This window comes from Hymenobacter terricola, from assembly GCF_017921975.2.
Classification (GTDB): Bacteria; Bacteroidota; Bacteroidia; order Cytophagales; family Hymenobacteraceae; genus Hymenobacter; species Hymenobacter terricola.
On sequence record NZ_JAGEMO020000077.1, the window covers coordinates 1 to 24,656 of the forward strand.

General features: G+C 61.0%; 27 protein-coding genes. 20 read left to right on the forward strand and 7 right to left on the reverse strand.

Features of this window, described 5'->3' with window-relative positions; genetic code table 11:
• Positions 1-72 precede the first annotated feature (72 nt).
• Positions 73-1,005 carry a DMT family transporter gene (locus tag J4G38_RS23880; RefSeq protein ID WP_210521487.1) on the forward strand — a complete coding sequence of 311 codons (933 nt, stop codon included), beginning with the start codon at positions 73-75 and terminating at the stop codon, positions 1,003-1,005.
• Here J4G38_RS23880 and rhuM read toward each other — a convergent pair.
• Both rhuM and lpdA read right to left on the reverse strand, forming a co-directional pair.
• Complete coding sequence (gene rhuM / locus J4G38_RS23885; RefSeq protein ID WP_210521486.1) at positions 1,002-1,988, reverse strand: RhuM family protein; 987 nt, start codon at positions 1,986-1,988, stop codon at positions 1,002-1,004. The two genes, J4G38_RS23880 and rhuM, sit on opposite strands and share 4 nt — an antisense overlap.
• A 95-nt stretch (positions 1,989-2,083) precedes the next feature.
• The gene (gene lpdA, locus J4G38_RS23890; RefSeq protein ID WP_210521485.1) at positions 2,084-3,478 is read right to left on the reverse strand and encodes a dihydrolipoyl dehydrogenase; all 1,395 of its coding nucleotides are present in this window, start codon (positions 3,476-3,478) and stop codon (positions 2,084-2,086) included.
• A 225-nt stretch (positions 3,479-3,703) separates the two neighbouring features.
• Between lpdA and J4G38_RS23895 the strand changes: the two genes are divergently transcribed.
• The gene (locus J4G38_RS23895; RefSeq protein WP_210521484.1) at positions 3,704-4,624 is read left to right on the forward strand and encodes a tetratricopeptide repeat protein; all 921 of its coding nucleotides are present in this window, start codon (positions 3,704-3,706) and stop codon (positions 4,622-4,624) included.
• A gap of 136 nt (positions 4,625-4,760) precedes the next feature.
• Here the strand turns inward: J4G38_RS23895 and J4G38_RS23900 are convergent, their stop codons facing one another.
• Positions 4,761-6,002: an NAD(P)/FAD-dependent oxidoreductase gene (locus J4G38_RS23900; protein ID WP_210521483.1), complete on the reverse strand. Its 1,242-nt coding sequence runs from the start codon at positions 6,000-6,002 to the stop codon at positions 4,761-4,763.
• Positions 6,003-6,137: 135 nt separating this feature from the next.
• On the opposite strand from J4G38_RS23900, the gene fabG reads away from it, so the two are divergent.
• Complete coding sequence (gene fabG / locus J4G38_RS23905; protein ID WP_210521482.1) at positions 6,138-6,887, forward strand: 3-oxoacyl-[acyl-carrier-protein] reductase; 750 nt, start codon at positions 6,138-6,140, stop codon at positions 6,885-6,887.
• Between the two features lie 24 nt (positions 6,888-6,911).
• Here the strand turns inward: fabG and J4G38_RS23910 are convergent, their stop codons facing one another.
• Complete coding sequence (locus J4G38_RS23910; RefSeq protein WP_210521481.1) at positions 6,912-7,424, reverse strand: hypothetical protein; 513 nt, start codon at positions 7,422-7,424, stop codon at positions 6,912-6,914.
• Between the two features lie 15 nt (positions 7,425-7,439).
• Here J4G38_RS23910 and J4G38_RS23915 point away from each other — a divergent pair, with 15 nt between their 5' ends.
• The 9 genes from J4G38_RS23915 (at position 7,440) to J4G38_RS23955 (ending at position 15,384) form a co-directional block, all read left to right on the forward strand.
• Positions 7,440-8,141: a YiiX family permuted papain-like enzyme gene (locus J4G38_RS23915; RefSeq protein WP_210521480.1), complete on the forward strand. Its 702-nt coding sequence runs from the start codon at positions 7,440-7,442 to the stop codon at positions 8,139-8,141.
• Positions 8,142-8,566: 425 nt separating this feature from the next.
• Positions 8,567-8,815 carry a DUF6364 family protein gene (locus J4G38_RS23920; protein ID WP_210521479.1) on the forward strand — a complete coding sequence of 83 codons (249 nt, stop codon included), beginning with the start codon at positions 8,567-8,569 and terminating at the stop codon, positions 8,813-8,815.
• Positions 8,812-9,180, forward strand: a complete 369-nt coding sequence (locus J4G38_RS23925; RefSeq protein ID WP_210521478.1) for a type II toxin-antitoxin system VapC family toxin — start codon at positions 8,812-8,814, stop codon at positions 9,178-9,180. The genes J4G38_RS23920 and J4G38_RS23925 overlap by 4 nt, the downstream gene beginning before the upstream one ends.
• A gap of 74 nt (positions 9,181-9,254) precedes the next feature.
• The gene (locus J4G38_RS23930) at positions 9,255-11,336 is read left to right on the forward strand and encodes a VWA domain-containing protein (protein WP_226163766.1); all 2,082 of its coding nucleotides are present in this window, start codon (positions 9,255-9,257) and stop codon (positions 11,334-11,336) included.
• Between the two features lie 94 nt (positions 11,337-11,430).
• Positions 11,431-11,721 carry a GIY-YIG nuclease family protein gene (locus J4G38_RS23935; RefSeq protein ID WP_210521477.1) on the forward strand — a complete coding sequence of 97 codons (291 nt, stop codon included), beginning with the start codon at positions 11,431-11,433 and terminating at the stop codon, positions 11,719-11,721.
• Between the two features lie 135 nt (positions 11,722-11,856).
• Positions 11,857-12,537 (forward strand): NAD-dependent epimerase/dehydratase family protein, encoded by a 681-nt coding sequence (locus tag J4G38_RS23940; RefSeq protein WP_210521476.1) that lies wholly within the window; start codon positions 11,857-11,859, stop codon positions 12,535-12,537.
• A gap of 16 nt (positions 12,538-12,553) precedes the next feature.
• Positions 12,554-13,678, forward strand: coding sequence for an MBL fold metallo-hydrolase (locus tag J4G38_RS23945; RefSeq protein ID WP_210521475.1), 1,125 nt, complete (start codon positions 12,554-12,556; stop codon positions 13,676-13,678).
• A gap of 86 nt (positions 13,679-13,764) precedes the next feature.
• On the forward strand, positions 13,765-14,352 hold the full coding sequence (locus J4G38_RS23950) for a pseudouridine synthase (RefSeq protein WP_210521474.1): 588 nt from the start codon (positions 13,765-13,767) through the stop codon (positions 14,350-14,352).
• A gap of 15 nt (positions 14,353-14,367) precedes the next feature.
• A complete protein-coding gene (locus J4G38_RS23955) occupies positions 14,368-15,384 on the forward strand; it encodes an alpha/beta hydrolase (protein WP_210521473.1) in 1,017 nt (338 codons plus the stop codon).
• Here the strand turns inward: J4G38_RS23955 and J4G38_RS23960 are convergent.
• On the reverse strand, positions 15,350-16,114 hold the full coding sequence (locus J4G38_RS23960; protein ID WP_210521472.1) for an ATP-grasp domain-containing protein: 765 nt from the start codon (positions 16,112-16,114) through the stop codon (positions 15,350-15,352). The genes J4G38_RS23955 and J4G38_RS23960 overlap by 35 nt on opposite strands.
• A gap of 241 nt (positions 16,115-16,355) precedes the next feature.
• Between J4G38_RS23960 and dnaK the strand changes: the two genes are divergently transcribed.
• The 3 genes from dnaK (at position 16,356) to J4G38_RS23975 (ending at position 19,878) form a co-directional block, all read left to right on the forward strand.
• Positions 16,356-18,299, forward strand: coding sequence for a molecular chaperone DnaK (gene dnaK / locus J4G38_RS23965; protein ID WP_210521471.1), 1,944 nt, complete (start codon positions 16,356-16,358; stop codon positions 18,297-18,299).
• Between the two features lie 155 nt (positions 18,300-18,454).
• Complete coding sequence (locus J4G38_RS23970; protein ID WP_210521470.1) at positions 18,455-19,108, forward strand: hypothetical protein; 654 nt, start codon at positions 18,455-18,457, stop codon at positions 19,106-19,108.
• 107 nt (positions 19,109-19,215) lie between these two features.
• Positions 19,216-19,878: a hypothetical protein gene (locus J4G38_RS23975; protein ID WP_210521469.1), complete on the forward strand. Its 663-nt coding sequence runs from the start codon at positions 19,216-19,218 to the stop codon at positions 19,876-19,878.
• A gap of 81 nt (positions 19,879-19,959) precedes the next feature.
• On the opposite strand, the gene J4G38_RS23980 is transcribed toward J4G38_RS23975, so the two are convergent.
• Both J4G38_RS23980 and purE read right to left on the reverse strand, forming a co-directional pair.
• Positions 19,960-21,078, reverse strand: coding sequence for an endonuclease/exonuclease/phosphatase family protein (locus J4G38_RS23980; RefSeq protein WP_210521468.1), 1,119 nt, complete (start codon positions 21,076-21,078; stop codon positions 19,960-19,962).
• Positions 21,079-21,135: 57 nt separating this feature from the next.
• A complete protein-coding gene (purE, locus tag J4G38_RS23985; RefSeq protein WP_226163774.1) occupies positions 21,136-21,621 on the reverse strand; it encodes a 5-(carboxyamino)imidazole ribonucleotide mutase in 486 nt (161 codons plus the stop codon).
• 202 nt (positions 21,622-21,823) lie between these two features.
• Here purE and J4G38_RS23990 point away from each other — a divergent pair, with 202 nt between their 5' ends.
• The 5 genes from J4G38_RS23990 to J4G38_RS24010 are packed head-to-tail and all read left to right on the forward strand — an operon-like array spanning position 21,824 to position 24,441.
• Complete coding sequence (locus tag J4G38_RS23990) at positions 21,824-22,444, forward strand: MarC family protein (protein ID WP_210521466.1); 621 nt, start codon at positions 21,824-21,826, stop codon at positions 22,442-22,444.
• A gap of 43 nt (positions 22,445-22,487) precedes the next feature.
• Complete coding sequence (gene hemE / locus J4G38_RS23995; RefSeq protein WP_210521465.1) at positions 22,488-23,513, forward strand: uroporphyrinogen decarboxylase; 1,026 nt, start codon at positions 22,488-22,490, stop codon at positions 23,511-23,513.
• Positions 23,514-23,558: 45 nt separating this feature from the next.
• Positions 23,559-23,978, forward strand: a complete 420-nt coding sequence (locus tag J4G38_RS24000) for a hypothetical protein (RefSeq protein ID WP_226163768.1) — start codon at positions 23,559-23,561, stop codon at positions 23,976-23,978.
• 24 nt (positions 23,979-24,002) lie between these two features.
• A complete protein-coding gene (locus J4G38_RS24005) occupies positions 24,003-24,185 on the forward strand; it encodes a hypothetical protein (protein WP_210521463.1) in 183 nt (60 codons plus the stop codon).
• Between the two features lie 46 nt (positions 24,186-24,231).
• Positions 24,232-24,441, forward strand: coding sequence for a zinc ribbon domain-containing protein YjdM (locus J4G38_RS24010; RefSeq protein ID WP_035567109.1), 210 nt, complete (start codon positions 24,232-24,234; stop codon positions 24,439-24,441).
• The last annotated feature ends 215 nt before the right edge of the window (positions 24,442-24,656 follow it).

A 24,656-nucleotide genomic window follows, 5' to 3' on the forward strand; every position in this document is an offset into this window, starting at 1 on the left:
GTTCGCGTCCCCCGCGCCGTTTCAACGATTGCAACCGGCGCGGGGGACGCGAACCACAAAGTTCGCGCTACTATGCCCAATCAATTCCGCGTCCACGCAGCCCTATTCATTGTTGCCGTCATTTACGCCGGCAGCTATTCGCTTTCCAAAGACGTGATGCCGGTTTACATGACCCCGTTTGGCATTGTGACGCTGCGGGTATTGGGCGCGTCGAGCTTCTTTGCCCTCATCAAATACTTCGTGGCCCCGCGGGATAAAATCATTGGCTGGGCCGACAACCGACGCTCCATTATCTGCGGCATTTGCGGCATTGGAGTCAACCAGATGCTGTTTTTCAAGGGCCTGAACTGGACTTCGCCCATTAGCGCCTCCCTGCTGCAAACCATCGCGCCGATTATCGTAGTCATTGCTTCGGCCATCTTGTTGAGCGAGAAAATCACGCTGCCGCGCGTGCTGGGCATTGCCGTGGGGGCAGCCGGCGCGGCCTCGCTCATCCTCAGCCGCAACGCCCAGGCGGCCATCTACCCGCACGCCACCCTCGGCAACCTGTGCATCCTGGCCAATGCCACGGTTTTCGGCCTCTACCTGGTGCTGGTGCAGCCGCTGATGCGCAAGTACCACGCCTTCGCGGTGCTGGCGCGAGTGTTTTTGGTGGGAGCCATCATCGCCGTGCCCTTCGGCTGGAAGGAAGCCCTAACGGCCAACTACGCCAGCTTCCCCCTGAAAATCTGGCTGGAAATCGGCTACATGGTGGTTTTCCTCACCATCCTGGCCTATTTGCTGAACAACTGGGCCCTGAAATACGCCTCCCCCGCCCTGCTCGGCGTGTACATCTATCTCCAGCCGGTGCTGGCCGTGCTCATCGCCGTGGCCTTGGGCAAAGACAGTTTTAGCTGGGGCAAAGCCGGCCAGGCCGTGCTCATCTTCCTGGGCGTGTGGCTGGTGAGCCAGAGACCGAAAGGCGCGCCCGCGCCGGCCGTGCCGCTGGAAGCGGTGCAGGATTAGTTGTCCTGGTTAATCAGGTTCACCACCAGCGTGACCATAGTATCCTTGTCCTCCGGCTTGCTTTCGGCGATGAGCAGCGTGAGAGCCACCAGCGCATTATCGGCCAGCCGGCGCGAGCCATCGGGGTGATACAGGCACTTATTCCGGTCCAGAAACCATACGAACAGAAAGGCGGCAATGCGCTTATTCCCATCTGAAAACGAGTGGTTTTTCACCACGAAATACAGCAGGTTAGCTGCCTTTTCCTCCACACTTGGATACAAGTCCTCGCCGCCAAAGCTTTGGTAAATGGACCGTACTGAACTTTGAAATGAGGCATCTTTTTCCCGACCAAACAGTGCACTACCGCCAAACTGCGTGCGCAGGCTGTCCACGGCTTCCAAGCCCGCTTCGTAGGTCAGTTCAAAAGGCTCTTCGGTAGCCGTGCCGCGCACCCGCAGGCGCTGGTGGTCATATTGGTCAAGCACGTCGAGGGCGCGGGCATAGTCACCCAGCACCCGCAACAAGGCCTCTGACTGGTCGGAAGTCAATTCCTGATTAGCCGCCACTTCGCCTTGCAGCTGCACCAGCCGCTTGAGGTCGGCCAGTTGGCGGGCGCTTTCGCGCAGGCGCTTCTCATTGAGGGCATAGCCCTGCACGAGGTATTGGCGCAGGATACTGGTTGCCCACTGGCGGAAATGAGTACCGCGCAAAGACTTGACCCGGTAGCCGACCGATATTATGACGTCCAGATTATAATGTTTGGTGCGGTATTGCTTACCGTCAGCGGCAGTTGTCAAGGAATCCTTGACAACTGCCGCTTCATTCAATTCTCCTTCACGAAAAAGATTCCTGACGTGAAGGCTTACATTTTGCTTGGTTGTGTCGAAAAGCTGAACCATCTGCGCCTGCGTCAGCCACACGGTTTCGTGGTCCAACTGTACTTCTAGTTGTGTTTGCCCATCAGGTGCCTGGTAGAGCAGAATGTTATTTGTAGGGGTCATCTTAAACGAGGAATTACAGAAGCAATGTAACCGCTAAAAACGAAAGGGGGCCCGGCTGAATCAGCCGGGCCCCTTTCGTTTTCAACAGGCAAATTCTACAAGTGAATCACCTCGCCGTACGCCGCCGCGGCGGCTTCCATAATGGCTTCCGACATGGTGGGGTGCGGGTGCACCGACTTAATGATTTCGTGGCCGGTGGTTTCCAGCTTGCGGGCCACCACTACTTCGGCAATCATTTCGGTCACGTTCGAGCCAATCATGTGGGCCCCGAGCCATTCGCCGTATTTCTTATCGAAGATTACCTTCACGAAGCCGTCTTTCACGCCACCAGCGGCGGCTTTGCCCGAGGCGGAGAAGGGAAATTTTCCCACCAGAATGTCGTAGCCTTTTTCCTTGGCTTCGGCTTCGGTGTAGCCCACGCTGGCGATTTCGGGCGAGGCGTAGGTGCAGCCGGGGATGTTCTGGTAATTGAGCGGCTCGGGGTGATGGCCGGCAATTTTCTCAACGCAGATAATGCCTTCGGCCGAGGCGACGTGGGCCAGCGCGGGGCCGGGAATGATGTCGCCGATGGCATAGATGCCGGGCACGTTGGTCTGGTAGAAATCGTCGACCAGCACGCGGCCGCGCTCCACTTTGATGCCCAGCTCTTCGATGCCGATGTTTTCCAGGTTGGTGGTCACGCCCACGGCGCTCAGCACCACGTCGCACTCAATTACCTGCTCACCCTTGGCGGTTTTAACGGTTACCCGGCAGCCCGCGCCGCTGGTGTCCACTTTGGTTACTTCGGCGCTGGTGAGCACGTTGACGCCGATTTTGCGGAACGACTTCTCCATCTGGCGCGATACTTCCTCGTCCTCCACCGGCACGATGCGGGGCAGGTACTCCACCACCGTCACCTCCGAACCCATGGTGCGGTAGAAATAGGCAAACTCGACGCCGATGGCGCCCGAGCCCACCACCACGAGGCGCTTGGGCAGTTGCTCCAGGGTCATGGCCTTGCGGTAGCCGATGATTTTTACGTTATCAACCGGCATGGTGGGCAGCTCGCGCGAGCGGGCTCCGGTAGCCAGGATGATGGATTTGGCTTCCACCATTTCCTTGCTGCCGTCGGCCTTGGTCACCTCCACTTTGCCGGGGGCCACCACTTTGCCGGTGCCCATCACGGCCTCAATCTTATTCTTTTTGAACAGGAAGTTGATGCCCTTGCTCATGCCGTCGGCCACGCCGCGGCTCCGGTTGATGACGGCGCCGAAGTCGTAGCCAATGCCTTCGGCCTTGAGGCCGTAATCGCCGGCGTGGTTGAGGTATTCGAATACCTGCGCCGATTTGAGCAGGGCTTTGGTGGGGATGCAGCCCCAGTTGAGGCAGATGCCACCCAGCGACTCGCGCTCGATTACGCCCACTTTCAAGCCCAGTTGCGACGCCCGAATGGCGGCCACGTACCCGCCGGGGCCGCTGCCGACCACGACCAAATCAAATTGCAATGCCATAAAATTCTCGGAAAGAAAAAAAGTACACCGGGCCCGGCTGGGGGACCCACCCAATTGTGGCCGCAAAGATAACCGCGCTCCCGCCCCCCATCGCTATTCTGCTCTTCCCGATTCGGACACGCAACAAAGTAGGGCCGCAGTACGTGCTACAGCTACTATTGCGTTGTCTCCGTATAAGCCTCCGGCTACGGCGCAGCTCGCCGTGGCCCTCATCATTCTGCATTCATGAAATCAATTTTCCGCGCTCCTTTGGCGGCCCTCGGGCTGCTGGCTTTCCTCACCAGCTGCGCCACCACCGTTACCGAGAAGGAGAAGCCCTCCAACACGAGCCAGCTCATGACGGCGCCCACGGCGACGGACGCCCGCCGGCCCGACTCGACCGGGGCCGCCACCACGGCCCCCGATGCCCGTACCCCCAGCCCGGCCAATGGCATTGACGCCACGCCCGCCACGGCCGTGGCCTCCGATGCCGCTTCGGCCTCCGCCCTGGCTGCCGACCGGCCGGACCCGAATGCGCTGTCGGCGGCGGCGGCGTCGGCCGAACGGGCCAAGGAAAAGAAGATGTCGGTGGTTGATTACCGCAACATGCTCACCGCCGCCGATGCCACCCTCAAGGGCAACCCCAAAGACCCGGCCGCGCTGCTGCAGCGGGCCAAGGCCAAGAGCTACCTCAGGCAGTACGCCGAGGCCCTGCCCGACTACACGGCGGCCATCAAATACCAGCGCAACAACCCCGATGCCTACTACAATCGCGGCGTCAACCGCCTGATGATGAAACAGTACAAAGCTGCTTCGGTTGATTTCTCCGGTGCCATCAAGTACCGGGCCGATGACAAGGAGTCGTATTTTGGCCGGGGCGTAGCCAAGATGCAGATGTACCAGTACAAGCCCGCCGTGGCCGACTTTACGAGGGCCATCCAACTCGATTCAACCTACGCTGACGCCTGGGAATACCGCGGCATCAGCTATTCCTCGTTTGATAAACTCTCGGAAGCCCGGCGCGATTTGGAACAGGCCGCCAAGCTCAACCCCGAAGCCGCCAAAAGCCTGAAGCGCTACGTGGGCAACGAGGAAGGCAAAGCACCCATCAAGCCTGCCCCGGCGGCCCGCACCGGCGGCTACCACCCCAAGCCCGGCCAGCACTAGAAAGTAGCTTGGCCTCGGCGAGTGCGAGCGCAGCGAGCATCGTGCGATAGGAATTGGGAGAACCGTAAGGCAAAAGCCCCGACTCAACAGACGCGGGATGCTCGCTGCGCTCGCGCCCGGACTCGCCGAGGCCAAGCTACTTCCCGCCAAACAGCAGCTTGAAGTAGAAGCCGGGTTTGCGCAGCTGCTCGCGCAGGTCCAAATCCATAAACATCATGGAGAGCGTGGCGGCCAGTGTGGGGTTGCTCACCGCGCGGTTGGCCACGATGTTGAACAGGCTGGGGAAGTTCAGCAGCCGCTGCATCACGCGGCTCAGGCGCAGCTCCTGGCCGAGGCGGTTGTACACGGCTTTGTCGTAATTCTTCAGGAATTCGGGGCTGAAATCGTTCTTTTTCACCGCCTCCGCGGCCCAGATGGCGGCGTGCCGGCCGCTCACCATGGCGTGCGAAATGCCCTCGCCCGAAAACGGGTCGATGAGCGAGCCGGCATCGCCGAGCAGGAAATAGCCGGCCCCCGACAGCGCCCGCCGCTTCGAGCCCAGCGGCAGGCCGAAACCCTTCACCGGCCCCAGCCGCGTGGCCCCCACGAAGCGCGGGGCCAGCGCCGGGTGCGTGGTCAGAATCTCGTCGAGCCGCTGGCGCAGGTTGATTTTCTTATCGGCCACGGTTTTCGAGAGCATGCCCACGCCCACGTTCGCCTGACCGTTGGGCAGCGGGAAGACCCAGAGGTAGCCCGGCAGAAAGTCCTTGATGAAGTGCAGCTCGATGAAATTATCGGGGCTCATCCCGCTCACGCCGTCGTAGTAGGTGCGCAGGCCGGCGCAGTGGTGGTCGGGCTCCAGGGCGTGGCCGGCCACTTTGCGGGCGAACTCGGACTGGGCACCGTTGGCGACGAGGAGCAGGCGGCAGGTGGCGATTTGCTGGCCGGCTTTGTCGAAGAGCTGCCAGCCGGCGAGCGTGCGCTCGGTGCGGGCCACGTCCACGTTTTCGCGGAAGTCGATTTCGGGCCGCTGGCGCACTTCTTCGACCAGGAAATTATCGAAATCGATGCGCTTGGCGACGTGGCCGGCGGTGGCATCGGCGGCTTTGTCGAACTTAGGCTTGAAGGGGATGCTGAGCTTGCGGCCGTTGGGCGCGATGAAGTCGATGCCCCAGCTGGGAATCTGGAGGGGCGAGGCGGCCAGCTTGGCGTGCAGGCCGGGCGCGATGCGCTTCAACTCGTTGATGACCTTGCCGCTGAGGGCATCGCCGCAGGTTTTGTCGCGCGGGAAAGCGGCGCGGTCCAGCAGCAGGCAGGCGTGGCCGGCGTTGGCGAGGTGCAGGGCGGCGGCGGCCCCGCCGGGGCCCGCGCCCAGGATGCAGATGTCGTGGTAAGGCATAATATGAGGCGAAGTTAGGCCGATGTCGCGCGAACGTAGCGCGGACTTTGTAGTCCGCGCCCCCGCGCCATTTCAACCGTTCAGACACGCGGACTACAAAGTCCGCGCTACGTGTGCGCTACTTACCTTCGCCCCATGACCAACACACTCACCGGAAAAGTGGCCCTCGTGACGGGCGCTTCCAAAGGAATTGGCCGCGCCATCGCGGCGCATTTCGCCCAGCTCGGCGCCGATGTCGCCTTCACGTATTTATCCTCAGTTGAAAAAGGCCAGGCCCTGGAAACCGAGCTTTCGGCCGCCGGCACCAAGGTAAAAGGCTACCGCTCCGACGCCTCCGACTACGCTCAGGCCGAGAAGCTGGTGGAAGACGTGGTGGCCGATTTCGGCAAGCTCGACATCCTCGTCAACAACGCCGGCATCACCCAGGACGGCCTGCTCATGCGCATGAGCGAGCAGCAGTGGGACAACGTGCTGAACGTGAACCTCAAGTCCGTCTTCAACCTCACCAAAGCCGCCACCAAGCCCATGATGCGCGCCAAAGCCGGCTCCATCATCAACATGACCAGCGTGGTGGGCATCAAGGGCAACGCCGGGCAGGCCAACTACGCCGCCAGCAAGGCCGGCATCATCGGCTTCACCAAATCGGTGGCCCTGGAGCTGGGCTCGCGCAACATCCGCTGCAACGCCGTGGCCCCCGGCTTCATCGAAACCGAAATGACCGACGCCCTCGACCCCAAGCAGCTGGAAGAGTGGCGCAAGGCCATCCCGCTCAAACGCGGCGGCCGGCCGGAGGACGTGGCGAAGGCGACGGCTTTTCTGGCCTCCGATGATTCGGCCTACATCACCGGCCAGGTGCTGCAAGTGGATGGCGGGATGCTGACGTAAGACGTCGCTTATCCAAGGCTTTTCCTACCGCTTCATCCATTCCTGAAACAGGCTGTCATAATCGTTACTCCTCCTTTTGGGGATGGGGTATAGATAATAACAGCCTGTTTCAGTTACCAGTGTGTAGTTGCTGTGCGGAGTAAAGCCACCTCTAGCCGTGAAAATAACATTAAACCGTTTGGGTCCGACGTTCATTAGATAGTAGGAGCATAAACCATCCGTATTTATTCCGTCTATGCTGCTTCTCACTATTGAATCATTATACCGACCTAAATGAGTTGAAGCCATCCGCTCATCAAGGTTTCTTTTGAATTTCTCAGCCCTGCTGAAACCCACATCGGGGAAGCACCAAGTTGTGCCAGGCGGAGGTGGCTTTATAATGATTTCTGACGGCAAAAACTGATAACCGCTTTTTGCCCAGCCGTAGCCGGCGCTAATAAATCCGCCAGCAAAGCCTAGAATCAACAGCAACGGGAAGGTTACCCATTTTGAAGTCAGCACTTTTAGATAGGGTTCTTTCCGGCTTATCCTTTTCATAATTAGGCAAACCCGATGGGCCGTTTTTTCGAGGTTTTACTTCGCACCAGAATTGGAGTAGCAATAGTAACGCTTGGGGTATTCTTATCGGTATGCGCCCCCGCCGCCTACCCGCGCCTGCTCCGCTTCCAGAGCCACCGCGCCGCTGAGGCCACTACCGCCCAAATAGCGCCCCAGCTCCGCGACGGCGACCTGATTTTCCACACCTCCCAATCGGCCCAGAGCCGGGCCATTCAGCTGGCCACGCACTCGGCCTGGAGCCACTGCGGCATTGTGTATAAAGAAGGGGAAAACTGGCAGGTGTTCGAAGCCGTGCAGCCGGTGAAGCGCACGCCGCTGGCCGATTGGGTGGCGCGGGGCCAGGGCGGCCACTTCGTCACCAAGCGGCTGGGCGACGCGGCCACCGCCCTCACCCCCGCCGCCCTGGCCCGCCTCAAAGCGGCCGGGCAGCCCCTGCTGGGCCACAAGTACGACCTGTATTTCGGCTGGTCCGACGACCGGATTTACTGCTCCGAGCTCATCTGGAAAGTGTACGAGCGCGGGCTCGGCCGGCAGCTGGGGCAGCTCCAGCACCTGCGCGATTTCGACCTGAACCACCCCGCCGTGCAGGCCAAGCTGCGGGAGCGCTACGGCGACAGCTTGCCGCTGAATGAAACCGTCATTTCGCCGGTCAGCCTCTTTAATAGTCCCGAACTGGTTACCGTGCTCCGCCGGTAGCCCAGCCGCCGGCTGGCCCCACCAAGCCGGTGGCGGGCCCTCCCGAGCAGCCACTTGGTTAGCGGGAGCTACCAGTTGCCTCTCCGGAGACACGACTTAGCCATCCAGACGTGCCACTTGCCTACCCACAGACGTCACTTAGCCATCCAGAGAGGCCATTTGACTATCCAGAGATGCCACTTAGCCATCCAGAGAGGCTATCTGGCTATCCGGAGACGTCACTTGGGCATCCGGAGAGGCTACTTGGGCATCCCAAGTCACTACATGTCGCTGGAAACGGCCTTTTTCTTCCCGCCGCCCCCCGCCCAACTGCGCCAAACCGGTTACCTTCCCCCTGCGTTGAACCAGCGGCCGGCGGCAACTTTGGCGGCGCGGGCCGACCTTTAGGGCGGTTGCCCGGTGTTTTACGACCTATCTTGCTCACCATGTCCACCCTCACGCTCACCTTCGACGACGATTTGGCCCGGCAGGCCCAGGAGTATGCCCAGCGCACGGGCACCGATTTATCGGTGCTGGTGGCGGAGCTGTTGCGGCCGGTGGTGGCGCTACCGGCCCGCAAGCGTCGCCCTCTATCACCCGAAGTCGAAGCACTTTCCGGGTGCATTTCCCTGCTTCCTGACTTCGATTACAAAACCGTTCTGGGCGAGGCTATTAGTGAGCGGGAGTGTTTATGAAGCACTATTTTCTGGATACCAACATTGTTATCGACTTTCTGGCCCATCGGGAGCCTTTTTGGGCGGGTGCGGCCGAATCGATGCAGGCTAGCTTTGATAAGCAGGTTCGCCTGCGCGTAGCCAGTCTGTCATTTGCCAACATTTATTACATCATCCGCCGGACTGGAACGGCTGAATATGCTCGTGAATTACTCGTGAGATTGGAGCGGCTAGTACGAATTGTAGCCATTGATGATGTTGTTATTCGACAGGCTTTGGCTAGCTCATTCAAAGATTTTGAGGACGGCATTCAGCATTATCTGCGTCGGTTTCAGCTATCGTTACTCGTGACACCAAGGACTTTCAGACCAATTCCCTGCCAGTAATTTCTCCAGCCCAAGCCCTGCTAGAATTCTAGCCTCTTGCTTTTCCAGCCTCGCTGTTTTCATCACTGACACTTTTGCTGACCACTCAATATTCCTCCTGGTTTATCCTGCTTTGCCTGGCCGTGGGCGCGGGCTACGCCGCCCTTCAGTACTCGGCCAAAGCGCCGTGGAGCACGCGCCTGAATTATACGCTGGCGGCGTTGCGCTTCGCCGTGGTGAGCTTTTTGTGCTACCTGCTGCTGGCCCCGTTCATCAAAACCACCACCACGCACACCGAGCAGCCCACCGTGGTGCTGGCCGTCGATAACTCACAGTCGGTAGCGCTGTTCACGCCCAAAAACGTGCTCATCCAGGCCACCAGCGGCCTCACCAGGCTGGCCGAGACGCTGCGCGGCCGGGGCTTCACCGTCGAAACCCGCACCCTGACGCCCACGCCCGGCCGCCCGGCCCGGCCCGATTCGCTGCGCTTCTCGGCCGCCACCACCGACCTCGACCAGCTCCTGGCTGGCACCCGCGACGCCTACGATGGCCGCAACCTGGCCGGCGTGGTCCTCGTGAGCGATGGCCTCGTGAACCAGGGCCGCAGCCCCGCCTACTCCGAGTTCAGCTTCCCGATTTACAGCGTGGCGGTGGGCGACACCATCCCCAAACGCGACCTGCGCCTCACCGGCCTCACCTACAACCGCGTGGCTTTCAGCGGCAATAAATTCCCCATTGAGGCCGAATTGGGTTTCGAAGGCTACGCCGGCGGCACGGCCACCGTAGAGCTGCGCGAGGGCAGCCGCGTGCTCGACACCCGCCGCGTGGCCCTGCCCGCCGGCCGCCGCCGCGTCAAAGCCACCTTCCAAATCACGGCGCCCGCGCCGGGCAAGCGCCGCTACGAGGTGCGCATCACGCCGCAGCCCGGCGAGTTTACCGAGCTGAACAACCAGCGCACGGCCTTCGTCGAAATCGTGAAGGGCAAGCTGCGCGTGCTGCTGGCCGGCGCCGCCCCGCACCCCGATTTGAAAGCCCTGCGCGCCGCCATCCTGGCCAACGACAACTTCGACCTCACCCTGGCCCTGCCCGGCGTGGACCCGCTCAAGGCCGGGGCTGATTTCGACGTGGCCATCCTGCACCAGCTGCCGGCTCAGGGCGGCCTCGGCAACGAGATTCTGGCCCAGGTGAAAGCCCGCAAAACGCCCGCCTTCTACATCCTCGGCGCGCAGTCGGACCTGGCGGCCTACAACCAGCTCGGCACCGGCCTCACCATCCAGCCGCGCGGGGCGCAGACCGATGAGGTGACGCCCGTGCCCAATCCCGGCTTCGCCCGCTTCGCCACCGATGAAGAATCGGCCCGCCGCTTCGCGCAGTACCCGCCCGCGCCGGTGCCCTTCGGCGACTACCGCCTCGGGGCCGGGGCCGAGGCTGCCCTCTGGCAGCAAGTGGGCCGCGTGCCCACCCAGAAGCCGCTGCTGGTTTTTGGCGGCCCGGCCGACCACCGCCAGGCCACCCTCCTCACCGACGGCAGCTGGCAGTGGCGCCTGAGCGAAGCCGTGGCCCACGACGACAAGCCCGAAGCCTACGACCGCCTCGTCATCCGCACGCTCCAGCTCCTCACCCAAAACGCCAACAAAAAGCGCCTCGACGTGTACCCCACGCAGGATGCCTTCGGCACCCAGGACGACGTGACGCTCGGGGCCGAAACCTACAACGCCGTCTTCGAGCGCCTCTACAACCAGAAAATCGACCTGGTTTTAAGCGACGAGAAAAAGCAAGCCCGTCGCTTCTCCTTCGCCAATGCTGAAGACGGCTCGCCCCTGCACCTGGGCCCGCTGCCGGCCGGCCTCTACCGCTACCAGGCCCGCGCCACATTGGGCGGCCAGGCGCAACAGGATACCGGCGAGCTGCTGGTCCAGTCGCAGCCTTTGGAAGCCCTGGAATCGAAAGCCGACCATAACCTATTGGCGCAGCTTTCGCGCCGCAGCGGCTCAAAGCTCTACTATCCGTCGCAGTTCGATAAGCTGGCCCAGGACATTGAGAAAGCGAATTACAAGCCGGTTATTTCTTCGGAGGAGGATTTGAAGGATTTGATAAATCTGAAGTGGATTTTCTTCGTGATTCTGGGCTTTTTGACGGTGGAATGGGCCGTGCGGAAGTATTCGGGCCGCGTGTAGAGTAGAACGATAAAAGAACGTCATGCAGAGCGCAGCGAAGCATCTTTACCGCGCAAGTAATCCAGATTAACCGCTTCGTTGAGCTGAATGACTGATGTACGTCTACATCCTCACCAACACCGGCCGCACGGTTCTCTACATTGGCGTAACCAACGATTTGCCCCGCAGGCTCTACGAACACAGCACCGGCCGAGGTGATGCCAGCAAATTCACCGGCCGATATCAAGCTGACTTGCTGGTTTATTTCGAGATATCGCCTGACCCTACGCAGGCAATAGCCCGCGAAAAAGTATTGAAAGGCTGGAGTCGCGCCAAAAACGACGCGCTGATTCAGGCGTTCAATCCAACCTGGCAACCCATTGATTTGGAAACTTGGGAGGGGTAAAGCGACGGAGCGATTGCCGTTGATTACTTGCGCGGTAAAGATGCTTCGCTGCGCTCTGCATGACGTTCTTTTATCGTTCGTCGTAAGGTAGAACCGCCCCCAAACCGTCCTCCCTCCTACTTTACCGAACCGATTATGAAAACACGAGCCATCCTAACCGGGGCCACCGGCATGGTGGGCGAGGGCGTCCTCCTCGAATGCCTGCAAAACGCTGATGTGGAGCACGTACTGGTGCTCACCCGCAAGCCCACCGGCCGCCAACACCCCAAAATGACCGAGCTGCTGGTACCCGATTTGGCAAACCTGAGCGCCGTCGAAAGCCAGCTGACGGGCTACAACGCCTGTTTTTTCTGCGCGGGCATCTCATCAGTGGGCATTTCGAAGGAGGAATACGAGCGCATCACCCACGACCTGACGCTGGCCGTGGCCGAAACCCTCGGGCGCCTCAACCCAACGATGACGTTCATCTACGTATCCGGGGCCAGCACCGACAGCTCCGAAACCAGCCGCCAGCACTGGGCCCGCGTGAAGGGCCGCACCGAAAACGAGCTGCTGGCCCTGCCCTTTCGGCAGGCCTACATGTTCCGGCCGGGCTACATGCACCCCATGCCCGGCCAGCGCAACGTGCCGGGCTGGGGCCGCGCCCTGGGCGTGCTCTACCCGCTGGTGCGCCGGCTGGCCCCCTCCTTCGCCAGCACCTTGCGGGAAGTAGCGCAGGCCATGATTATTGCCGCGCAGGACGGCGCGCCCAAGCCCGTGCTGGAAGTGCTGGACATTGTGGCCCTGGCCCACAGCCGCCCCACGCCGCAAGCCTAAAGCATTTGCCGGACCAATGCGCAACCCCCTAAAAACCTTCCTCATGGCAACCAGCGGCTTACTCGGCGCAATGATGATAGCCACCGTGGCCTTCATCAGTCTCAGCCCGCAGCTGGGCGGCAAACCCACCAAAACCGAGGTGCAGACATACATAAAATCGGGCCACTACGATGAGAAGAAGGGCGAATTCTTCAACCTGATTCCGACCCGCGAGCTGACGGGCGGCAGCATGCCGTCGGTGATGTGGAAGTTTCTGTTTCATAAATCGCCGCAGGCCGAGCCATCCCGTCAGCTGCCCACCCAGCCCCTCGATTCGCTGGCCATCACCCGAAAAACACCCGAAATGGTGCGCGTAACGTGGTTCGGCCACTCGGCCAGCCTGGTCGAAATTGCTGGCCAGAATATCCTGCTCGACCCCATGCTGAACATTGAGATGGGCCCCGTGAGCTGGGCCACGCCCAACCGCTACAACCGCACCCTGGCCATCGCGCCCGAAAAACTGCCGGCCATCGCCGCCGTCCTCATCTCCCACGACCACTACGACCACCTCGACTACGCCACCATCCGCAAAATCCAGGACAAAGTGGGGCATTTCTACGTGCCGCTGGGCATCGGGCCGCACCTGCGCCGCTGGGGCGTGCCGGCGGAGCGCATCACCGAAATGAGCTGGGGCGACAGCGCCAAAATCCCCGGCCTCACGCTGCGCTGCACGCCCAGCCGCCACTTTTCGGGCCGGGGCCTGGGCAACCGCAATTCCACGCTCTGGTGCTCCTGGGTGATGCAGGCCCCCGCCAAGCGCGTGTTCTACACCGGCGATGGCGGCTACGGCCCGCACTTCGCCGCCATCGGCCGGCAGTACGGGCCTTTTGATTTGGCCCTTGTGGAATGCGGCCAGTACAACGACAGCTGGGCCGACATCCACATGCGCCCCGAGCAAAGCGTGCAGGCCGCCCGCGACGTGCGCGCCGCCGTGATGCTGCCCGTGCACTGGGGCGCCTTCACCGAGTCGCTCCACGCCTGGAACGAGCCCGTGACCCGCGCCACTACCGAGGCGGCGCGCCTGGGCCAGGTCATCACCACGCCACACCTCGGCGAGCCGGTAACTTTGGGCACCGCGCTGCCGCAGCAACACTGGTGGTAGGAACGCGCCACGGCGCGTTCAATCGTTGAACGTACTATTATTGAATACTGCCCACGCGCCCGAACGCGCCGTGGCGCGTTCCTACCATGCGTTACCTCCTCCTCAACAAGCCCTACGAAGTCCTCACCCAGTTCACCGACGAGCACGGCCGCGCCACGCTCAAGGATTTCGTACCCGTGCCCGACGTGTACCCCGTCGGCCGGCTCGATTTTGACAGCGAGGGCCTGCTCCTGCTCACCGACGACAAAGCCCTCCAGCACCGCCTCAGCGACCCCAGATTCAAAGTCCCGAAAACCTACTGGGCGCAGGTCGAAGGCCTCGTTTCAGCCGAAGCGTTGGGACATCTGCGGCGCGGCGTGCAGATAAAAGACGGCCTCTGCGACCCCGCCCGCGCCACCGAAATCCCCGAGCCGGCCGGCCTGTGGGCGCGCACCCCAGGTATCCGCTACCGGGCCAATATCCCCACCAGCTGGCTCGAAATCAGCATTTCGCAGGGCATGAACCGGCAGGTGCGCAAAATGTGCGCGGCCGTGGGCCTCCCCTGCCTGCGCCTGGTGCGGGCCCGCCTGGGCGAATTGCCCTTGACCGGCCTGCAGCCCGGCGAGTGGCGCGACCTGACCGCCGCCGAAGTGGCAGGGCTGCGGAAAATATCCGGCGCGGTGCGGCGTTACTAGGCGCTTTTCCTGCCGATGAAACACCACTTTACCCGCCGCCGCTGGCTGCTCCTGCTGCTTCTCACCGGCTTCGGGGCCATGAATGCCGTGGCCTTTTTCCACGCCTGGCGCTTCACGCACTTCTCCAACGAGCCCGGCCTGCACTCGCCCAACCCCGAGCAGCTGGGCCCCGGCCAGAAGCTGTGGCTGCTGCTCACCGGCATCCGCAACCCCAAGCCCTTCAACGGCCCCAAGCCCGCTTTCCCGGTCGAAACCGTGACCATCGCCAGCCCCAACGGCCCGCTCGAAGCCTGGTACGCCCGGCCCGACAGCGGCCGCAGCCGGGGCACGGTGGCGTTGTTTCACGGCTACACCAGCAGCAAGTCGCACCTCATCCACGAGGCCGGCTACTTCCGTCGGCTGGGCTACGCCGTGCTGCTCGTGGACCAGGCCGGCAATGGCAATTCGGCCGGTTTCCGCACCACCGTGGGCTACCGGGAAGCCGATGACGTGGCGGCTGCCGTGCGCTGGCTACAGGATTCCGCATCGACCAAAACCCAACAACTGGCAACCAAAAACAAGCCCCTCATCCTCTACGGCGTGAGCATGGGCGCCGTAGCCATCCTCCGTGCCGAGGCCGAGCTGGGCATCCATCCCAGCGCCAACATCCTGGAATGCCCCTACGGCAACATGCGCCAGACGGCCTACAACCGCTTCGAATCCATGCACGTCCCCGCATTCCCGATGGCCGATTTGCTGGTGTTCTGGGGCGGCGTGCAAAACGGCTTCTGGGCCTACGGGCTCAACGCCGAGCACTACGCCACCCACATCCACACGCCCACCCTCCTGCTCTGGGGCACTGCCGACCCGCGCGTAACCCGCGTCGAAACCGATGCCATCCTCGCCCACCTCGCCGGTCCCAAAGCCCGCCACGACTTCCCCGGCGTGGGCCACGAGCCGTATTGGAAACGCTATCCGACCGATTGGGAGCAGCAGACGCGGGCGTTTCTGGATTCTGCTAAGCAGTTGCCAACTCCGATAGCCGGGAAATAACCCTGCCGTATAATTCTGCAACACTCCACTCTTTGATATCAGAAACCTGACCATCGCCAACCTCAATTATTATGGGTTGACCGGTTTGAGTGTAAGCGATATCTACAGTGTAAAACCACCGGCTCTTCAAAGCCTCTAAAGCTGGCCTTAGCACTTCAGGAAATGGAGTTTCTGCGGCTCCAAAAGCTTCATTCCGCACTACAAAGAACCGTTGTTCCGCTTGGCTTGATAGTCCGACGAACTCCCGCACAAACAGCAAATCCGGCGGGGCCACCTCATGCTTTTGCCACAGCACATCGAATTCGGTCCGCGAAGCAATTACCGATTCTGGGCCAAATGACTTGGTCAACCCTTTGATAAAACACTTGCCGGTCTGTTGCATGAAAGATTCAACAGCCGCTTCAGCATCCCCGGCAGCAACAAAGCTGCTTCGTGGGGTGAAACCCGAAATTGAATCGTACCAGCCAGTCGCCTGATGCGAAGCCAAATACATATCGCTCGAAACCAATAGCGGCGTCATGTTCGCCAGATTCTGGTATTCAGCAACTGACAACATCCAGCCTCTATATAAGCTAGGCCGTTGCGGATTGGGCTGCTGATAAAGTTTTTCCTGCTCTGAATCAAAAAGACACACCGAGTAGCCACAGCTACGGGCAACGTCCATTTCCTCTTGCCACATTGGGTCAACGGTGCGCTGGTAAGGCAGGCTCGGAAGGATAATATTGAGCATATGGACGGCAGTTCGCTGTGAATTCAGCGGCAAGAAAGCATACTTTCCGCCCCCTTGTCAGGAAAACAACACCCGCCCGAAACAATTCAGGCCACCGCGTCGGAGAAACCGCCACCAAGCGCCAAATCGGTGACAAACTGTCACCAAAACGACGCTGGTACGTTGCTTGTACCCCCCCGGTAGCGGCGGCAACGCTGCTTCGAACCTGACAACCTCCACACTTAACCAACACACCCCTCTCATGGGCAAAATAATCGGCATTGACCTCGGCACCACCAACTCGTGCGTGGCCGTAATGGAAGGCAACGAACCCGTGGTCATCCCCAACAGCGAAGGCCGCCGCACCACCCCCAGCATCGTCGCTTTCCTCGACGGGGGCAAGGGCGAGCGCAAAGTGGGCGACCCGGCCAAGCGCCAGGCCGTGACCAACCCCAGAAACACCATCGCCAGCATCAAGCGCTTCATGGGCCGCCAGTTTTCGGAAGTAACCGCCGAAAGCAAGTACGTAGCCTATGATTTGGTGCCCGGCGCCAACAATACGGTAGCCGTCAAAATCGGCGACCGCAACTATACGCCGCAGGAAATCTCGGCCATGGTGCTTCAGAAAATGAAGCAAACCGCGGAGGATTACCTCGGCCAGCCCGTCACCGAAGCCGTTATCACGGTGCCCGCGTACTTCAACGACGCCCAGCGCCAGGCCACGAAAGAAGCCGGTGCCATTGCCGGCCTCGACGTGAAGCGCATCATCAACGAGCCCACCGCCGCAGCCCTGGCATACGGCCTCGACAAGAAGCACAAAGACCAGAAAATCGCCGTGTATGACCTCGGCGGTGGCACGTTTGATATCTCCATTCTGGAGCTTGGCGATGGCGTGTTTGAAGTGCTGAGCACCAACGGCGACACCCACCTCGGCGGCGACGACTTCGACCAGGTTATCATCAACTTCCTGGCCGACCAGTTCAAGTCGGACAACGAAGGCCTCGACCTGCGCAACGACCCCATGGCCCTCCAGCGCTTGAAAGAAGCCGCTGAAAAAGCCAAAGTGGAGCTCTCCAGCTCGACCGAAACCGAAATCAACCTGCCCTACATCACCGCTACGGCCTCGGGCCCCAAGCACCTGGTGGTGAAGCTGAGCCGCGCCAAATTTGAGCAGCTCGCCGACGACCTCGTGCGCCGCTCGATGGAGCCCGTAAAAAAAGCCTTGTCGGACGCCGGTTTGTCGACTTCCGACATCAACGAGGTTATCCTCGTGGGTGGCTCGACCCGCATTCCCCGCATCCAGGAGGAAGTGGAGAAATTCTTCGGCAAGAAGCCTTCGAAAGGCGTGAACCCCGACGAAGTAGTGGCCATCGGTGCCGCTATCCAGGGCGGTGTGCTCACCGGCGAAGTGAAAGACGTGCTGCTGCTCGACGTGACCCCGCTGTCGCTCGGCATTGAGACGATGGGCGGCGTGATGACCAAGCTCATCGAGTCGAACACGACCATCCCCACCAAGAAATCGGAAACCTTCTCCACGGCTTCGGATTCGCAGCCTTCGGTGGAAATCCATGTGCTGCAAGGCGAGCGGCCCCTGGCCAGTCAGAACCGCACCATCGGCAAGTTCCACCTCGACAGCATCCCGCCCGCCCCCCGTGGCGTGCCGCAGATTGAGGTAATCTTCGACATCGACGCCAACGGCATCCTGAACGTAACCGCCAAGGACAAAGGCACCGGCAAAGAGCAGAAAATCCGCATCGAAGCCAGCAGCGGCCTGAGCGAGGACGACATCAAGCGCATGCGCGACGAAGCCGCTGCCAACGCCGAGTCGGACAAAGCCGAAACCGAGCGCATCACGAAAGTGAACGCCGCCGACTCGATGATTTTCCAAACCGAGAAGCAGCTGAAAGAGTACGGCGACAAGCTGAGCGGGGGCAACAAAACCGCCGTCGAAGGCGCGCTGGCCGACCTTAAGAAAGCCCACGAAAGCAAGGACCTCGCGGCCATTGACACCGCCATGACGGCCATCAACGCCGCCTGGCAGGCTGCCTCGCAGGAGATGTACGCCGCTGGCGGCGCCGAAGGTGGCCAGCCCGGTGCCGGTGGTTTCCCCGGCGCCGACGGCCAGCCCTCGAACGGCGACGGCCAGGGCCAGCCCGCCGGCGACCACGTCACCGACGTGGACTACGAAGAAGTGGACGGCAAATAATCTCGTGGATTTCGCGGATTTTGTAAACCGTTGAGAAGGGCCGGAAGCAATTGCTTCCGGCCCTTTTTTTATTGGCCTGCGGTTCATCAGTATTTTTTTCTGAGCTTGCTGCTTGAAAAATTATGTGACGGCCACTTTCCATTTCAAGCTACCCGATGGAAGAATTTCATCAATACCAATCCTTTGCCAATGCGGAAGTTGCTCAGGGACTGTTGAGTCTGTTTCGCCACCACAACATCGTGTACGAGACTGGTCTCGACGAACCGGCCTACAGCCTGAATATGGCGTTTAATCCCACCGATACCCGCTTCGTGGTGCGGCTGCGGCCCGATGATTTTGAAACGGCGCGGCGGCTGGAAGACGAATTCAACCACCATTTCACGGCCACGGCCGACCCCAACCATTACCTGTACACCTTCACCAACGACGAGCTGTTTGACATGCTGGTGAAGCCCGACGAGTGGAACAGCTACGACGTGACGCTGGCCGGCCAGATTCTGAGGCAGCGCGGCCGCAGCGTGACGCCCGATACCGTGCGCCTCCTGCAGCAAAACCGTTTGGTTGAAATGGCCAAGCCCGAGCCCAGCCAGAAGTCCTGGATTTTGGCGGGCTACGTTTTCGCGCTTTTGGGCGGGTTCATCAGCATTTTCATTGGCTGGCACCTGCGCAATCACACCAAGTTATTGCCCAACGGCGCGCAGGTTCCGGCCTTTAGCGCCGATGACCGGGCGCACGGACTCCGCATTCTGGTGTTGGGGTGCCTCGGCGCGGTGGCGTCGATAGCGCTGCGGGTTTCGCTCAGCAAGTAGTTTTTATCGCATCTTTTTAACCCTCCGCACCCGTTCGCGTAAGCACGTCCATTACGGCCTTAATCCTTGCGTAACATTCGATTTTATCCCACGGTCACATTTTATACATGAAAAACTCCTCCTCCTTATTTCCCGCCCGTGCCCTGGCGCTGGGTGCCCTGCTGCTGGCCACCAATGCCTGCAGCGTGAGCGAGCAAGTGAAAGACAAGCCCAGCGGCAAAAACGCCTCGACCGAAGCCCTCGAAAACGAGTCCTACACCCTGATGCAGTACCGCCTGAATTTTGTGGACGAGGCCAAGCTCGACGGCCAGGATATCCTGTTCGTGCGCCAAGCGGCCGACATTGCCTCGCCCCAGCAAGCCCAGCTGCAAACGGCCCTGCAAAAAGGCAACCTGCCGCTGCACCTCAAAATGCGCGTGTACGCCCGCAATCCCAGCCCCACCAACGTCCAGCTCAAGCAGCTCGATTACAAGCTGCTGCTCGATGGCAAGGAGCTGACGGCCGGCACCACCGGCGTCAATACTCAGCTCGAAGCCAGCGCCATCGAAACCCTGCCCATCACGGTGGACATGAACGTCAAGCCGGCCCAACTCAATGGCAGCACCCCGGCCGCCTTCGCTGCCGGCTTCACCGATTTCACCGCCGCCAACCGCCGCCTCACCGTCCGTATCCGCCCGATGTACGTGGGGGCCAGCGGCCGCCAAGTGCCCCCCGCCGACTTCGAATCCATTGAGTTGGTAACGGTAAAAAAGGCTGTTACGGTGAAGTAGACCGCAAGTTGGTTACCCTTTAGAACGTCATGCTACCTCTTGCGTCCGCAGAGCCGAAGCATGACGTTCTTTTTTATTCGCTTACTCGTTTCCTGCCGCCACGTCCGCCACGCCTTCTTCAATTTTTTCCTCAGCCTCTTCCTGGTCGTCATCGTCGGCATTTTCCAGCTCAAAATCCTGGGCGTGCCAGCCGTCGGGTTCGTAGCTGAGGCGGATGTAAATCGGGTAATGGTCGGAGCCGATGTGGGTGAGGCGTTCCAGGCGCTGGAGGCGGAAGTGCGCCGAGTGAAAGACGTGGTCGAGCGGCCAGCGCAACAGCTTGTAATCGGCGTGAAACGTGGGCAGCAGGCCCCGCCCGATGCGCGGGTCGAGCAGGCGCGACAGCCGGCGAAACAGCTCGGAGGTGTGCGACCACGCCACGTCGTTCAGGTCGCCGGCCACCACGGTGGGGCCGTCGTGCTCTTTAATAAACTTGCCCACCACCAGCAACTCCGCATCGCGGCGGGCGCTGTTCTTCGATTCCTGCGGGGCCGGGGGCTTGGGATGCAGGAAGTGCAGGTTCACGGGCAAATTGTTGGGCAACACCACACGCCCGTGAAACGAGGGAATATCGGGGTCGAGGAGGTAGCGAATCTGCGGCTCGCGCAGCGGCAGCCGCGAAAACACCAACATGCCGTAGGTATTGGGCAGCGGGGCGTGGCAGGTGTAGGGGTAGTCGGCTTCGATGCGCTGCAGCTGGCTCAGCCACCAGTCGTCGGTTTCCACGGCCAGCACCATGTCGGGTCGCCAGTGCCGGATGTGGCCCAGCAGGCGCGAGGCGTCGCGGTTATACATCAGCACGTTGGCCACCATCAGGCTGAGGTGATGGTCGGTATCATCGGCCGAGCGGCTGGCATCGGCCACTTGCTTGCGGTGCAGCGGCGTGTAGGGCCAGATGCGGCTCAGCTGGTACACAACGGCCACGGCCAGGCTCACCACAAAAAAGCTGTGCCCGAAGCTGCGGCTTGCGGGCAGCAGCAGCATGGCGGCCAGGCTGAGGCACAGCCCAGCCACAATTTGCAGGCGCGGAAAGTCGCAAATGCGAATCCACCACGCGGTTTGGCGGAAAACGGGCACCACGGTTACCAGCAAGCCCACGCAGCCCAGTATCCAGGCAAGCCAGTGGGCAGCCGTCAGCAAGCCGGATAGGAACAAAGGCATGGGGGGAAATGAGGATTGAGAAGGTGTGGACGATAGCACGTTATGCTCATCTGGCCCCTACACATCGTCCTGAAAGCCGCCCTTGCGCAATTCTTCAATCGTGCGCATCACCCGGTCTTTTAGCGTGGTGCGATATTTTTCCAGCACGTCGGCCAGGCGGGCGTTGTGAATTGCCAGCATCTGGGTGGCCAATACGGCGGCATTGGCGGCACTGTCGATGCCCACCGTGGCCACCGGCACGCCGGCTGGCATCTGAATCATGCTCAGCACCGAATCGAGCCCCTGAATGGACGTGGTGCTGTTGATGGGCACCCCAATCACGGGCAGGATGGTGAAGGCGGCCACCATGCCCGGCAGGTGAGCGGCCCCGCCCCCGCCGGCTATCAGCACGCGCAGGCCGCGCTTGCGGGCGCTTTCGGCGTACTCCACCATGCGGTGCGGCGTGCGGTGCGGCGATACCAAGGTGATTTCGTAGGGAATGCCGAACAGGCGGAGCAAATCGGCAGCGGCCGACATGATTTTCAAATCCGATTTCGACCCCATGATGATGCCCACCAGGGGCGTTTCGGTGGTGGGGCGGTCGTCGTCGGAGCCCGCCGAATGAGCGGCTGCAGAGGCGTCAAGAGTCATGAACTGGAAAGCGAGAAAGGCGGAAAGCAGAAACCCGGCCAGCAAAGCCGCGCCGTTGAGGCGGCAAAATAGGACATTTCCGCCCGGCCCGGCCCTTCCCCTACCTTTGCGCTCTATGGAAATTTTGCTGGCCACCTTCACTACCCTGTTTTCCATCGTCAATCCGTTCGGGGCGATGCCGGTTTTCCTCACCCTCACGGCCGACGACCGGGCCTCGGAGCGCGCCCGCACGGCCCTGCGCGCCTGCATCTACATGGTGTGCATTCTGTGCGTCGCCTTTTTTGGTGGGCAGTACATTCTGAATTTTTTTGGCATCAACATCCAGCATTTGCGCATCGCGGGCGGCATCCTGCTCATGCGCTCGGCCTTCGAGCTGCTCACGCCCGGCGGCAACCGCGACCGGGTCGGCCCCGATGCCCTCGAAGAAAGCAAGCAGAAGGACGACATCAGCTTCACGCCGCTGGCCATGCCCATGCTCTCCGGGCCGGGTTCGATGGCCATTTGCATCGGCCTCATCCGCCCCACTTATGTCGACAAGGCCATGACCGTGGCCGGCTTTGCGCTGGTGGCGCTGGCGGCTTTCATCATCCTCCTTTTTTCGCTGCGCCTCACCCGCGTGCTGGGCAAGCCGGGCATGGCGGCCATGTCGCGCGTCATCGGCTTCATCACGCTGGCTATCGGGGTTAATTTTCTGGCCTCGGCCATCGGCGTTCTGTTCCCCGGCCTCACGCGATAACGCCCCGTGCAAGCGCCCTTCGGACGTACCTTTGCGCTTCCTTATGCTAAAAAACGACCTTTTCCTGCGTGCCGCCCGGGGCGAAGCCACCGAGCGCACCCCCGTCTGGCTCATGCGCCAGGCCGGCCGCATCCTGCCCGAATACCGCGCCCTGCGCGCCCGTCTTTCCGGCTTCAAAGAGCTGGTGGAAACCCCCGCGCTGGCCGCCGAAGTCACCATCCAGCCCATCGACGCGCTGGACGTGGACGCCGCCATCATCTTCTCCGACATCCTCGTGGTGCCCGACGCCATGGGCCTGACCTACGAAATGGTGGAAGCCCGCGGCCCCCTCTTCCCTGAAGTCATCCGTTCGGCTGCCGACGTGGACAAGCTCCGCGTCCCCGACCCCGAAGAAGGCCTTGGTTACGTGCTGGAAGCCATTCGCATCACCCACCGCGCCCTCAACGGCCGGGTGCCGCTCATCGGTTTTGCTGGCGCGCCCTGGACTATCCTGGCCTACATGGTGGAAGGCCACGGCTCCAAAACCTTCTCCAAAGCGCGGGGCATGCTCTACAAGGAGCCCGCCCTTGCCCACCGCTTATTGGCGAAAATCACCGCCACCACCATCGCCTATCTTCAGGCCCAGGTGGCGGCCGGCGCGCAAGTCGTCCAGGTCTTCGATTCGTGGGCCGGCATCCTGCCCCCCGCGCACTACACCGAGTTTTCGACCCGCTACATCCAGGAAATCTGCGAGGCCCTGGCCCCGCTGGTCCCCGTCACTGTGTTTGCCAAAGGGGCCTGGTGGGCCGTGCCCGAGTTCGCCGCCATGCCCTGCCGCACCATAGGCCTCGACTGGAACCAGGACCCCGCCCAGGTGCGCCTGCAAGCCGGCACTAAAACCCTGCAAGGCAACCTCGACCCCTGCGCCCTCTACGGCACCCCCGCCCAGGTAAAAGCCGCCACCGAAACCATGCTCCGCCAGTTCGCCGGCGGCCCCCACATCGCCAACCTCGGCCACGGCGTCTACCCCGACACCAACCCCGACAGCGTCCGCGTCTTCGTGGAAACGGTGAAGGCTTGGCAGGGGTAGGGTTTACTTAGCACAGCTACTCATATACGAGCATTTATGCCTGGTATGTCTGAGGATTTGGTTCTGCTTGAGTTAAATGCCCGGTGGAATTGCGACCTACCTTTTGGCTGGGTGCCCATCACCGGCCCTGCCGACAACTCGAAGGAGATAAATATTTATACCCTGGAATCTTTTATAGAGTGGTTTGATGATGGCGCTATGAAACTGCTTCTTACGGATACATTCAGCATATCTGCTGTATATGAGGTTCAGGAAGGAGGAGCAGTAGCATTTGTTGAACTAGATAAGTGCGTATTCGGCTATAATGGATTCGAACATCTGTACACCGACGCTTCCTTTCAGTTCCTTCTTTACTTCTCACACGAGAATTCGGTAACAGCCGGTGGCAAGCACCTGATAGAAGCAATTCACCTCGCTTGGCCGGCTTACAAAAACCATTTCTGGAACCCCGATTTTCTTCAATAAATCAGAAGTAATACTTCTCCATCCATGTTCGGCCCCGTCTTTTACCTCACCCTGGCCCTGCTCCTGACGCTGCTGTTCTTCATGTGGCGTTGGTACCTGCGCAAGTCCGAGCGGTCGGGCTTCGAAACCTTCATGATGGTACTGATTTCGTTCGGCAGCCTCTCGCCCGTGTTTTTCTTGGTTTATCTGTTGCTGTTTCGCCGCTAAGCACGCTGATTAACCAGCCAGTTTCTTTCCCCGAATTACCCACCCCATGGACGTAAAAGACAGCAACGGCACCCTGCTCGCCGAAGGCGACTCAGTCACCCTCATCAAAGACCTCAAAGTAAAAGGCTCCTCCCTCACGCTCAAGCGCGGTACGGTGGTCAAAAACATCCGCCTCACCAACAGCGCCGCCGAAATAGAAGGCCGGGCCGGCGGCAGCACGATGGTGCTGAAAACCGAGTTTCTGAAGAAAGCCTAGCTACTTAGGCCGCCGCGGGCCTATGGGCTGGCCCGTGTTGCGGAGGAGCAAGGACGGGACAAGTATGAGGGTGCACTTTGCGTATATGAGCACCCACGTTGCGCGTAAGAGCGGGCTCATGGCGCGTATGAGCAGGCGCGTGGGCCGTATGAGATGGCAAAAGTGCCGTATAAGATGGCAAAAGGTTCTATGAGACGGCAAAAGTGCCGTATGAG

Bases quoted from the DNA above. Each gene is read 5' to 3' on its own strand.
- J4G38_RS23880 (WP_210521487.1), top strand. From the start codon at position 73: ATGCCCAATCAATTCCGCGTCCACGCAGCCCTATTCATTGTTGCCGTC.
- rhuM (WP_210521486.1), bottom strand. From the start codon at position 1,988: ATGACCCCTACAAATAACATTCTGCTCTACCAGGCACCTGATGGGCAA.
- lpdA (WP_210521485.1), bottom strand. From the start codon at position 3,478: ATGGCATTGCAATTTGATTTGGTCGTGGTCGGCAGCGGCCCCGGCGGG.
- J4G38_RS23895 (WP_210521484.1), top strand. From the start codon at position 3,704: ATGAAATCAATTTTCCGCGCTCCTTTGGCGGCCCTCGGGCTGCTGGCT.
- J4G38_RS23900 (WP_210521483.1), bottom strand. From the start codon at position 6,002: ATGCCTTACCACGACATCTGCATCCTGGGCGCGGGCCCCGGCGGGGCC.
- fabG (WP_210521482.1), top strand. From the start codon at position 6,138: ATGACCAACACACTCACCGGAAAAGTGGCCCTCGTGACGGGCGCTTCC.
- J4G38_RS23910 (WP_210521481.1), bottom strand. From the start codon at position 7,424: ATGAAAAGGATAAGCCGGAAAGAACCCTATCTAAAAGTGCTGACTTCA.
- J4G38_RS23915 (WP_210521480.1), top strand. From the start codon at position 7,440: ATGGGCCGTTTTTTCGAGGTTTTACTTCGCACCAGAATTGGAGTAGCA.
- J4G38_RS23920 (WP_210521479.1), top strand. From the start codon at position 8,567: ATGTCCACCCTCACGCTCACCTTCGACGACGATTTGGCCCGGCAGGCC.
- J4G38_RS23925 (WP_210521478.1), top strand. From the start codon at position 8,812: ATGAAGCACTATTTTCTGGATACCAACATTGTTATCGACTTTCTGGCC.
- J4G38_RS23935 (WP_210521477.1), top strand. From the start codon at position 11,431: ATGTACGTCTACATCCTCACCAACACCGGCCGCACGGTTCTCTACATT.
- J4G38_RS23940 (WP_210521476.1), top strand. From the start codon at position 11,857: ATGAAAACACGAGCCATCCTAACCGGGGCCACCGGCATGGTGGGCGAG.
- J4G38_RS23945 (WP_210521475.1), top strand. From the start codon at position 12,554: ATGCGCAACCCCCTAAAAACCTTCCTCATGGCAACCAGCGGCTTACTC.
- J4G38_RS23950 (WP_210521474.1), top strand. From the start codon at position 13,765: ATGCGTTACCTCCTCCTCAACAAGCCCTACGAAGTCCTCACCCAGTTC.
- J4G38_RS23955 (WP_210521473.1), top strand. From the start codon at position 14,368: ATGAAACACCACTTTACCCGCCGCCGCTGGCTGCTCCTGCTGCTTCTC.
- J4G38_RS23960 (WP_210521472.1), bottom strand. From the start codon at position 16,114: ATGCTCAATATTATCCTTCCGAGCCTGCCTTACCAGCGCACCGTTGAC.
- dnaK (WP_210521471.1), top strand. From the start codon at position 16,356: ATGGGCAAAATAATCGGCATTGACCTCGGCACCACCAACTCGTGCGTG.
- J4G38_RS23970 (WP_210521470.1), top strand. From the start codon at position 18,455: ATGGAAGAATTTCATCAATACCAATCCTTTGCCAATGCGGAAGTTGCT.
- J4G38_RS23975 (WP_210521469.1), top strand. From the start codon at position 19,216: ATGAAAAACTCCTCCTCCTTATTTCCCGCCCGTGCCCTGGCGCTGGGT.
- J4G38_RS23980 (WP_210521468.1), bottom strand. From the start codon at position 21,078: ATGCCTTTGTTCCTATCCGGCTTGCTGACGGCTGCCCACTGGCTTGCC.
- purE (WP_226163774.1), bottom strand. From the start codon at position 21,621: ATGGGGTCGAAATCGGATTTGAAAATCATGTCGGCCGCTGCCGATTTG.
- J4G38_RS23990 (WP_210521466.1), top strand. From the start codon at position 21,824: ATGGAAATTTTGCTGGCCACCTTCACTACCCTGTTTTCCATCGTCAAT.
- hemE (WP_210521465.1), top strand. From the start codon at position 22,488: ATGCTAAAAAACGACCTTTTCCTGCGTGCCGCCCGGGGCGAAGCCACC.
- J4G38_RS24000 (WP_226163768.1), top strand. From the start codon at position 23,559: ATGTCTGAGGATTTGGTTCTGCTTGAGTTAAATGCCCGGTGGAATTGC.
- J4G38_RS24005 (WP_210521463.1), top strand. From the start codon at position 24,003: ATGTTCGGCCCCGTCTTTTACCTCACCCTGGCCCTGCTCCTGACGCTG.
- J4G38_RS24010 (WP_035567109.1), top strand. From the start codon at position 24,232: ATGGACGTAAAAGACAGCAACGGCACCCTGCTCGCCGAAGGCGACTCA.